Genomic DNA, 10,839 nt, shown 5'->3' on the forward strand with positions numbered 1-10,839 from the left:
CATCCTATAATATCTTGCAAAAAAGCTATAAATTATACACTAGCAATTCACCTAATTTAGATTCGCTAATTATATCCCCCAAAATGGTGTCTGTAAGAAATCTCTTTATTACCTGTGTGTTTTTTATAAGTGTGATAAGCTCTGCGCAGGCGCAGTTAATCGCCTTTCCCGGCGCGGAAGGATATGGGAAATATACTTCCGGAGGAAGAAATGGAAGGGTAATAGAAGTCACCAACCTTAATGGCGATGAATCTGCAGGCAGTTTAAGGGCCGCTCTCAATACTCCGGGTAACGATCCCATCACCATTGTATTTAAACTATCGGGAACTATCAGTCTGACTAAAGGTTTGGTAAAAGTTGGACGCTCAAATATGACTATTGCTGGTCAAACAGCGCCCGGTGATGGTATCTGTATAAAAAATGGTTATTTAAAGTTTAGTGGCAGCAATCTCATAATCCGGTACATGCGGCTTCGCCCGGGTGATGAAGCCGGATTAAGCGATCTTTCAAGTCTTGGTAATGAAAACTCAAAGAACGTGATCATCGATCACTGCTCTCTCAGCTGGTCTAACGAAGAGAGCCATACCTGCTATGATAATAAATACATAACCGTTCAATGGTGTATTTTAAGCGAGGGCCTTTACAATTCTTTTGACTCAAAAGGCGCACGCTCTTATGGTTCTCAGTGGGGCGGACAGTACGCTTCTTATCATCATAATCTGCTGGCTCATAATGCAAGCAGGTCTCCAAGGGTAAACGGTTCAAGATCTCATGATACGGTTGCTGTATGTGATTTTCGTAATAATGTAATTTTTAACTGGGGTAAATCGGGCGCTATTTACGGCGCCGAACTGGAAGTAAATTCTCCCGAGGCTAAGTGTTCTGTTAATTGGGTGAATAATTATTATAAACCCGGTCCGGCTACTTCAGCGACCCTGCTGTTTGCTGCCCCCTCATACGAATCGCGTAAAGATGCAGCGATAGGCTATGCCAAATGGTTTATTTCCGGCAATTATATGGAAGGCAACAGCGCTTTAACTAAAGATAACTGGAAAGGTATTGATGTGGCAAAGGTTGGTTCGGTAACGAACATAAAATCGGGTACAGAATTTGATGTTGAAGAACCGGTTACCGAATCTGCGAAGGATGCTTATTTGTCTGTAATGGCTAAAGCCGGAGCTATCTTTCCTAAAAGAGATGCCGTGGATACCCGTATTATAAATGAAGCCTCTGGTAAAGCAAAAGTTACAGGTGGCGGAATTTACGGATTAAATAAAGGAATTATTGATTCACAAAAAAGTGTGGGTGGCTGGCCAGTTTTACGGAACATTGATGCACCGGCTGACAGTGACCATGATGGAATGCCTGATAAATGGGAGATTAGTCAATCTCTGAATCCTGGTAATCCGGACGACAGAAATAAGACTTCAGCTAACGGATATACCATGCTCGAAAATTATTTAAATTCCTTAGTGTATTAATATCCCAAAATGGCGAGCCATCTCAGACCATCCATCCGGCTGATGCGCCCTTGTCTATACATCACATACCCGGATGGCCTTCTCCAGTGAAGCGAACAGATTGGCATTTTTGGGAATAAATTCCTGGGCAACATACCCCTTAAAACCTGTCTTCTTTATTGCATTCATTATTGCAGAGTAGTTTAATTCCTGAGTTTCATCGATCTCATTACGGCCAGGAACGCCTGCAGTGTGATAATGAGCTATGTACTGATGATTTTCTAAAATAGTGCGAATAATGTCCCCCTCACTTATCTGCATATGGTAAATATCATACAATAACTTAAAGTTTTCTGAATCCAGGCGTTTTGCCAACTCCACACCCCATTTTGTATTATCACACTGATAGTCTGAATGGTCTATTTTGCTGTTAAGTAATTCCATAACCAAGACCACCTTATGTTTTTCCGCCAGGGGTAATAATTGTTCTAAACTTGCGGCGCAGTTATTCAAAGCGGTTTCATCGTCCATTCCTCTGCGGTTGCCACTAAAACAAATCAGATTTGTAAAGCCTGCTGCTGCAACCTGTGGTATTACTGAAGAATAATTTTGGATAAGCTTTTCATGAAACTTTTTATCATTGAAACCGTCGGTCAGATTTATTTCTGCTCCATTACACATTGGTGAGTCCAGATCGTATTTCTTAAGAATGGGCCAGTCAGCAGGGCCAACCAAATCAATTCCTTTTATTCCTATTTGCTTAGCCGCCTTGCATAATTCCTCTAAGGAAACACCCTCATAACACCATCCGCAAACAGAATGATTAATATTTCCCTTTAATTTCTTTTCAGAATTCATGTTGTAAAATTATTTTTTAATTTTTATCTGACATCTCTGCCAAGCCTAAATCTAATAATAATCGCAATCTATAAAAAAATCTCCCCTACACTCCGTTCTTAATGCTGTCGCATTTCTCAACCAATTCAGGGTAAAAATTGACTCGAAACCATTTGGCTGTGAATCGTTTCACATTTTGGGTAACAGTTAAAAAGAGATAAAACCCAAACCCAACATTTTCTTATATTAGAGCATATTAAACTTATATGAAAACTCCGTTTCTTTGGCCTTGTATGCTTTTTTCAATGAGCATTTTTGTGTGCGGCTTTAATGCCGACAAAACGAATTCAGAACTTTCAGGCCTTAAGTCTGCTGAATATCTCATAAGTAAACAGAATAATTCCCCTTCGAACTCTTTAAAAGGGAAATGGTATTACTCAGCCATTTTATATAAAGATGGATCTCTGTATGAATTGAGAAACAGACAAAGCGGATTAGACTTGCATAATAACGGCTCCTATAATCAAAATATCTGGGTGGGTACAAATTTGCAGGGCCGTGAAGGAAAATACAGTGTATCGGGTAAAAAGTTAACACTTACTCCCGGAGGAGGAAAACCTGAAGTGTTTACCACCAACATAAGCGCCGACGGAAAATTACTTACACTTAAGGGTACCGACGGTTCGGGCTGGAAGCTGGAACGGTTAACAAAATAAATACACGAAATTTCCCCTGGAGAATTTCTGAAACTTGATTAAAGTTCGCCGGATGAAAAGCCTTTTTTCATCCGGCGGTTATAGCGCCCTCTGAAACAATTTATATAAGGTGAATTTAAAGAGCCTCTCCCCTGCCCTTTCATCCTCATTTCCCGATCGTATTCCCCTATATTTTGCTTCTTTAAGGATTTCATAGACTTTTTTTTGTAAATATTCATGATTCACATCTGTTACAATATTATTTCTGAAATCTTTTTAACTTGTGCGCTCAAATAATCAACCAATTATTCATATAAACTATTAATATGCTGCATGAACCCGCTGTTGAAGTAGGCATTGAAAATGCCTCGAAGAAGAAAGCCCATCTTGGTGTCTGGTTCTTTTTTCTGTACCTCTTTTTTTATGCAGGTTTTGTTGTGATCGGGGTGCTGAATTATGAACTCATGGCAATTGAGATTTTCGCAGGACTTAATCTGGCTCTTGTTTATGGCATGGGTCTGATCGTTTTTGCAGTGCTGCTGGGTATTCTCTATAACTATTTCTGTTCAAAATATGAAGACGACTTAAATACAAAGGAGACTGAGGGATGATATACGAAGTTTCTTACATTGCTATTTTCTTTTTTATCATTTTCGTTGGCCTGGTACTGGGGCTTTCCTTTTACTTTGCCCGTAAAACCAGTTCGGCCTCATCTTATTATGCTGCGGGCGGACAAATCCATTGGGCTGTAAATGGTATCGCTTTCGCGGGAGACTATTTATCCGCTGCCTCATTTCTTGGTATTTGCGGCATGATCGCCACCTTTGGGTTCGATGGTTTTCTGTATTCTATAGGTTTTCTGGCCGGCTGGATCGTGGCTCTCTTTTTAATAGCTGAGCCCCTGAAACGACTGGGAAAATACACTTTTACCGATGCGCTAAACTCTACTTTTAAGTCGAGGGCCATTACCTTAACCGCGGCAATCAGCACACTGATTGTCTCCATTTTTTACCTTATCCCTCAAATGGTGGGTGCAGGAGACCTTGTTACGCCTCTTTTAGGTTTCCCTCATTGGGTGGGAGTTGTGCTTGTCGGAGTAGTGGTGATTTTTATTGTCGCCAGCGCTGGTATGACTTCAACTACTTATGTACAGTTTATTAAAGGCGCGCTGCTGCTTATTTTATCAATAATATTGACAATTTATATCCTGAAAAACGGGTTTACATTAAGTCCCGACCATAAAAATCAAACCTATCATAAATTCCTCACGCTTTCGCCGCAAATGACTGATACAACGGTGACTGGTGTCGCCGGATGGAAAGTAATATCGCAGCAACAGGTGAAAGGAAAAGATTTTGTAAAACTGGAAAAAGATGGAGTTGAACGATGGTTTAATCTTATAGATAAAGACAATACCTATACTTTAACTGAGGCTCTTTCGATCTCTGAGGGCGATAACGGCCTGCTTTACAATGGCAGAAAAAAAGCCGATGCTAACTTTTTTCAGGTTGGCCACATGAGCAAAATTATCGTCGACGGAAAGGAAGTAAATAAAACCGGTCCAGTAGGTCCTTTTAAATTTCTTTCTACCATTAAAGAAAGTGAGATCATTCGCTTTTCGGAAGTTAAATTTACTGATGAAGGCAAAAAAGTTTCTGTTTACATCCAGAATCCAACCGCAGGAAAAAGCTTTATGCTGCCAGGGTTGAAGTATAAAATCGGTAAGGGATCCAGTTTCTGGAGCCGGCTTGATTTTGTATCGCTGATGCTGGCTTTATTTTTAGGGACAGCGGCTTTACCGCATATCCTTATCCGTTACTATACTGTGAAATCACAGCGCGATGCACGTAAATCTACAATTCTTGCCATTGCAGCTATCGGTATATTTTACATTCTAACCCTATATATGGGGCTGGGAGCCGCAGTAAATGGCGTTCAAGATGTTGAATCCAGCAATATGGCGGCTCCGCTTTTGGCAAAAGGCTTCGGGGTAATATTGTTTTCCATTATTTCTGCAGTCGCTTTCGCAACAATACTCGGTACTGTAGCCGGATTAATCATTGCTTCTTCTGGTGCTATAGCACACGATTTAATGGGCAACTATTTTAATGTAGATCTGAGCGACGGTAAAAAAGTTAAAGCAGGTAAAATTGCCGCCTTCGGAGTCGGTATTTTCGCCATTTGCCTTGGTATATTGTTTAAAGGAATGAATGTTTCCTTCCTGGTAGGATGGGCTTTCGCCATTGCCGCCTCAGCTAATCTTCCGGCAATATTATTTCTCCTTTTCTGGAAAAAAACCACCGCTAACGGAATAGCTGCATCAATAGTTGTGGGGATTGTATCCTCTCTTGCTATTATTTTAACATCTCCTACTATGTGGGACCGTTATGGACTGGATCCTGCGACGGTTTTTCATAAACTGGAAAACCCGGCTATTATATCTTTCCCATTAGCCATTATTACAGCTTATGTGGTTTCACTGATGACACAAAAAAGTATCTCTCAGGAAAGGGTAACCAGTAAAGAGATCGTTGAATAATAAAATTTTACAGGCAATTTACCCGCTCTCTTTTCTTCAGGGAGAGCGGTCCTCAGGATTGAGGGGTCTGGAGCCGAAACATCCATTCGGCAATAAAACTTAGAAAAAATTGTAACACAAGTTTAAAATGAATTTACAGATTAAATCTTTTGACGAGTACAAACAGGTATATGATTACAGCGTTAAGGAACCAGAAAAATTTTGGGCCGAAATTGCTTCATCATTTACCTGGAAAAAGAAATGGGACTCGGTATTGGAATGGAACTTCAGGGAGCCAAACATCCAATGGTTCAAAGGCGCTAAATTAAATATCACAGAAAATTGCCTTGACAGGCATCTTGAAAATAACGCAGATACACCTGCGATAATCTGGGAACCAAATGATCCTGAGGAACATCACAGGGTTTTAAGCTACAAGCAGCTGCACCATAAAGTTTGTCAGTTTGCCAATGTTCTTAAAAATAATGGAGCCAAAAAAGGAGACAGAATTTGCATCTACCTCCCCATGGTACCCGAACTTGCGATCGCCGTTTTGGCATGTGCCAGAATTGGAGCGGTCCACTCAGTGGTATTTGGTGGCTTTTCTGCTCAGTCTATTGCCGACAGGATAAACGACGCAGCCTGCTCTCTTGTAATTACAGCTGATGGCGGATTCAGGGGTAATAAAAATATTCCGTTGAAAGACATCATTGATGACGCTCTTGTACAGTGCAATAGCGTTAACAAAGTAATCGTGCTAACACGAAGCCGTACTGCTGTTTCTATGATAAAAGGACGTGATGTATGGTGGGAAGATGAGATCAATAAGGTAGAAACTCAGGGGAACCCGGAATGTCCGGTGGAGGAAATGGACGCAGAGGACGTATTGTTTATTTTGTATACCTCCGGCTCTACCGGTAAACCTAAAGGTGTGGTGCATACCTGCGGAGGGTATATGGTATATGCCGGATACACCTTTGCAAATGTTTTCCAGTATCAGCCCGGAGAAGTATTTTTCTGTACCGCAGATATTGGCTGGATAACCGGCCACTCGTATATTGTTTATGGTCCGCTTTCTCAGGGGGCTACAAACATTATGTTCGAAGGTATTCCCACATATCCTGACGCAGGACGTTTTTGGGATATTGTAGATAAACACAAAGTGAATATTCTTTATACCGCACCAACCGCAATTCGTTCATTGATGAGTTTCGGCGAAGAGCCTTTAAAAGGAAAAGACTTGAGCTCAATAAAAAAACTAGGATCTGTGGGTGAGCCTATAAATGAGGAAGCATGGCACTGGTATGATGAGAAGATCGGTAAAAAAAACGCTCCTATTGTAGATACCTGGTGGCAAACGGAAAATGGTGGGATTATGATTTCGCCCATTGCCGGAGTAACACCTACAAAACCAGGTTATGCGACCCTTCCTCTCCCGGGGATACAACCCGTGCTGGTAGATGAAACAGGCAAGGAAATTGAAGGGAACGGAGTGAGTGGCAACTTATGTATTAAATTTCCCTGGCCGGGAATTATCAGAACAACCTATGGCGATCATGAACGCTGCCGTCAAACCTACTTCTCAACCTACGAGAATATGTATTTTACCGGCGATGGCTGCCTGCGCGATGAAGACGGCTATTACCGTATTACAGGTCGTGTAGATGATGTTTTGAACGTGTCTGGACATAGAATCGGTACTGCAGAAGTTGAAAATGCTATTAACATGCATTCTGACGTGGTGGAAAGCGCTGTCGTAGGCTATCCGCACGAAATAAAGGGTCAGGGAGTTTACGCTTATGTTATTTTGGGCACTTCTGATCACGACAAGGAGCTTACCCGCCAAAATATTCTTCAAACGGTAACCCGGATAATCGGTGCAATTGCTAAGCCAGATAAAATTCAGTTTGTTACTGGTTTGCCTAAAACCCGTTCGGGGAAAATTATGCGGCGTATACTGCGTAAAATTGCCGAAGGCGATACCTCTAATCTGGGTGATACCAGTACTTTGCTTGATCCTGCTGTAGTGGATGATATAAAGGAAGGTGCATTGTAAGGTTTTCTAAAATTGACATTTTCAAAAGAGGCTGGATCTAAAGATTAGCCTCTTTTTTATTAGCATGAATACGTCACACATTTCTAAAGCGATATTCTTGTGTCCCACATCCTTGCATTATCATATTTCCGCCCAAAAAATCACAACTAATACAAAAAAAGCCTTCATTTTTCCTACTTTTGCAACATCTTTAAAAAATCCTCATAAATTGGAAAATAATCAACTTTCAACTCTTGAAAATGCAAAAGACTTAGGCCTTTTACCAGAAGAGTTTGAGCGCGTTAAAGAAATTCTGGGTCGTACACCAAACTTCACAGAATTATCTATATTCTCGGTAATGTGGAGCGAACATTGCTCCTACAAAAATTCAATTACCTGGCTAAAAACTCTTCCAAAGGATAGTCCGCGTATGCTGGCTAAAGCCGGAGAAGAGAATGCCGGGATGGTTGATTTGGGCGATGGTATTGCTTGTGTATTTAAAATTGAATCTCATAATCACCCTTCCGCTTTAGAACCCTATCAGGGTGCTGCAACAGGTGTTGGAGGTATAAATCGTGATATTTTCACTATGGGAGCACGCCCCATTGCACAATTAAACTCCCTGCGTTTCGGCGAGCTGAGTTTGGAACGCAATAAGTGGTTAATTAAAGGTGTAGTAAAGGGAATCGGCGATTACGGGAATGCTTTCGGTATTCCTACTGTGGGCGGAGAAGTATTCTTCGACGATTGTTATACAGTGAACCCTCTCGTTAATGCGATGTCTGCTGGTATCGTAAAAGTTGGCGAAACCGTTTCCGCAACTTCTTACGGTGTAGGTAACCCGGTATATATCGTAGGTTCGGCCACCGGTAAAGACGGAATTCACGGAGCTGCTTTTGCTTCAAAAAATATAACCGAAGATTCGGTTAACGATTTGCCGGCCGTTCAGGTAGGCGATCCGTTCCAGGAAAAATTATTACTGGAAGCGAGTCTGGAAGTAATTCAGACCGGCGCTGTGATCGGTATGCAGGATATGGGCGCCGCGGGCATCATCTGCTCCAACTCAGAAATGTCGGCTAAAGGCGAGCATGGTATGCGTATCGATTTAGATAAAGTGCCGATGCGTCAGGAGAACATGAAGCCTTTTGAAATCCTCTTATCAGAATCTCAGGAGCGTATGCTGATTGTTGTAGAAAAGGGTCGCGAAGCTGAAGTTCAGGCTGTTTTCGATAAATGGGATTTAAACTGTGTGGAAATTGGTGAGGTAACCGATACACGTCGTTTAGAATATTATATGAACGGTCAGCTCGTTGCTGATGTTCCAGCTGATGATCTTGTTCTTGGTGGTGGTGCACCGGTATATCAACGCGAATACCGCGAGCCTGCTTATTACGCAGAGAACCAGAAATTTAAAATTGAGGATGTTCAGGAGCCGGCAAATCTGAAAGATGTGGCCGATCACCTTATTTCACATCCCAACATTGCGTCAAAACGCTGGGTAACCGATCAGTACGACTCTATGGTTGGTACCGCCACTATGACGACCAATACCCCCAGTGATGCGGCTATAGTAAATGTCAAAGGTACAGATAAAGCCATCGCGCTAACTGTTGATTGTAATTCAAGATACGTATATGCAGATCCTCAGAAGGGATGTGCGATCGCAGTAGCAGAGGCAGCAAGAAATATCACCTGTGCCGGCGGCGAGCCAGTGGCAATTACCAATTGTTTAAACTTTGGGAATCCTTACGTTCCTGAAGTTTACTGGCAGTTTGTTGGTGCAATTAAAGGAATGGGTGAAGCCTGTACCAAATTTCAAACTCCGGTTACTGGAGGAAACGTGAGTTTCTACAACCAGTCAAGCGATGAAGGTCCGGTTTTTCCAACCCCTACTATTGGCATGCTAGGTGTTCTTGACGATGTTAAAACAAAGATGACGCTTGATTTTAAACAGGCGGGAGATTTGATTTATCTGATTGGTGAGAGCCAGAACGATATTGCATCTTCTCAATATTTAGCCTCTTACCATAAAATTTCCGCATCTCCTGCTCCTTATTTCGATCTGGATAAAGAATATGAAATTCACCAGGTTATAAAACAAATTATTCGCTCAGAGCTGATCCAATCAGCGCATGATGTGGCTGATGGTGGTTTATATGTAACCCTTGTAGAATCTTCGATGCCGAAGAAACTTGGGTTTGATATTGAAACAGATGAAGAAATCCGTAAAGATGCTTTCCTTTTCGGAGAGGCTCAAGGCAGAGTAATCGTATCAGTAAAACCAGAAAACCAGGAAGCGTTTGTCGAATTTATGGCCACTTCTGAAGTTGAGTTTTCTTTACTGGGAACAATCACAAATGGGGAGTTTCAAATTGATAACGAAGATTTCGGTTCGGTAGAACCAGTGAAAGAAGTTTTTGATAATGTTCTGCATAATATTTTAGGAGAATAAAAGCTCCGAACCAAATTCTAAAAATTCCTTAACGCAGACAGCCGTTCAAACGCTGTCTGCGTTTTTGTATTTAATCCCCTCAACAATTACAAATTCAACTTTGTCTTTGAATTAACTCTCGTCCCGCTTTTTGTTCCAAATCCTCATTTCACCGCCTGAAGGTGGTGGTTCATTCCGGGTTTTCCACGTCAATCGGGTTTAAATTTTTGAGGTAGTGCTGCTATTTTAGTTTTAGATTGCAAATCTTGAATTATAGGTGTCGAGATTACAAATCCAGACGAGCAACAACTTGTAAACTCTATAAAGTTTGCTAAAATCGCATCGAGATTTAAATTATAGGTTTACCTTTGCTATTAATGCTCAATATTACCTCTATACATCATGTAGCCATAATTTGTTCTGATTATGCGGTATCTAAGGAGTTCTATACCAGTTTATTGGGGCTAGAGATTATTGCAGAAACGTATCGTATAGAAAGAGATTCATACAAGCTCGATTTAAAGATCGGCGATGCACAGATAGAGCTATTTTCATTCCCCGCTACTCCTGAAAGAGTTTCAAGACCGGAAGCCCGTGGATTAAGACATCTCGCGTTTGTTACCGACGATCTGGATCGGTCGGTGGAAATATTAAAAGAAAATAATGTAGAAGTAGAACCGATCCGGGTTGATGAATTTACCGGTAAACGCTTCACCTTTTTCTCTGATCCAGACAAGCTACCCTTAGAATTATATGAGGCCTAATCAAAACTGCTTAAGGGTCGGCATATCTATCCTGATAACATCCATTTAACCTTTGTATAACGACTTATGCCAATCAATAAATAATATCGTTCTGATAAT

General features: G+C 41.3%; 8 protein-coding genes. 7 read left to right on the forward strand and 1 reads right to left on the reverse strand.

Translation table 11 applies throughout. The features are described from left to right. Positions 1 to 83 precede the first annotated feature (83 nt). Positions 84 to 1,481, forward strand: a complete 1,398-nt coding sequence (locus WG906_RS17545; protein ID WP_339994151.1) for a pectate lyase family protein — start codon at positions 84 to 86, stop codon at positions 1,479 to 1,481. Positions 1,482 to 1,535: 54 nt separating this feature from the next. Here WG906_RS17545 and WG906_RS17550 read toward each other — a convergent pair whose 3' ends face one another. Next, positions 1,536 to 2,318 (reverse strand): hydroxypyruvate isomerase family protein, encoded by a 783-nt coding sequence (locus tag WG906_RS17550; RefSeq protein WP_339994152.1) that lies wholly within the window; start codon positions 2,316 to 2,318, stop codon positions 1,536 to 1,538. A gap of 245 nt (positions 2,319 to 2,563) precedes the next feature. On the opposite strand from WG906_RS17550, the gene WG906_RS17555 reads away from it, so the two are divergent. The 6 genes from WG906_RS17555 (at position 2,564) to gloA2 (ending at position 10,740) form a co-directional block, all read left to right on the forward strand. Further along, a complete protein-coding gene (locus WG906_RS17555; protein ID WP_339994153.1) occupies positions 2,564 to 3,013 on the forward strand; it encodes a lipocalin family protein in 450 nt (149 codons plus the stop codon). Positions 3,014 to 3,318: 305 nt separating this feature from the next. Next, the gene (locus WG906_RS17560; protein ID WP_339994154.1) at positions 3,319 to 3,603 is read left to right on the forward strand and encodes a DUF485 domain-containing protein; all 285 of its coding nucleotides are present in this window, start codon (positions 3,319 to 3,321) and stop codon (positions 3,601 to 3,603) included. Next, entirely contained in the window at positions 3,600 to 5,531 is a 1,932-nt protein-coding gene (locus WG906_RS17565; protein WP_339994155.1) for a sodium/solute symporter, read from the forward strand. Before WG906_RS17560 ends, WG906_RS17565 begins: the two co-directional genes overlap by 4 nt. 127 nt (positions 5,532 to 5,658) lie before the next feature. Continuing rightward, on the forward strand, positions 5,659 to 7,566 hold the full coding sequence (gene acs, locus WG906_RS17570; protein WP_339994156.1) for an acetate--CoA ligase: 1,908 nt from the start codon (positions 5,659 to 5,661) through the stop codon (positions 7,564 to 7,566). 208 nt (positions 7,567 to 7,774) lie between these two features. Continuing rightward, positions 7,775 to 9,997, forward strand: coding sequence for a phosphoribosylformylglycinamidine synthase subunit PurL (gene purL / locus WG906_RS17575; protein WP_339994157.1), 2,223 nt, complete (start codon positions 7,775 to 7,777; stop codon positions 9,995 to 9,997). Positions 9,998 to 10,353: 356 nt separating this feature from the next. Next, entirely contained in the window at positions 10,354 to 10,740 is a 387-nt protein-coding gene (gene gloA2 / locus WG906_RS17580) for an SMU1112c/YaeR family gloxylase I-like metalloprotein (protein ID WP_339994158.1), read from the forward strand. The last annotated feature ends 99 nt before the right edge of the window (positions 10,741 to 10,839 follow it).

It is taken from the genome of Pedobacter superstes (assembly GCF_037622515.1).
GTDB lineage: Bacteria > Bacteroidota > Bacteroidia > Sphingobacteriales > Sphingobacteriaceae > Paradesertivirga > Paradesertivirga superstes.

Coding starts and splice junctions, on each gene's coding strand:
- WG906_RS17545 (WP_339994151.1), top strand. CDS start 84: ATGGTGTCTGTAAGAAATCTCTTTATTACCTGTGTGTTTTTTATAAGT.
- WG906_RS17550 (WP_339994152.1), bottom strand. CDS start 2,318: ATGAATTCTGAAAAGAAATTAAAGGGAAATATTAATCATTCTGTTTGC.
- WG906_RS17555 (WP_339994153.1), top strand. CDS start 2,564: ATGAAAACTCCGTTTCTTTGGCCTTGTATGCTTTTTTCAATGAGCATT.
- WG906_RS17560 (WP_339994154.1), top strand. CDS start 3,319: ATGCTGCATGAACCCGCTGTTGAAGTAGGCATTGAAAATGCCTCGAAG.
- WG906_RS17565 (WP_339994155.1), top strand. CDS start 3,600: ATGATATACGAAGTTTCTTACATTGCTATTTTCTTTTTTATCATTTTC.
- acs (WP_339994156.1), top strand. CDS start 5,659: ATGAATTTACAGATTAAATCTTTTGACGAGTACAAACAGGTATATGAT.
- gloA2 (WP_339994158.1), top strand. CDS start 10,354: ATGCTCAATATTACCTCTATACATCATGTAGCCATAATTTGTTCTGAT.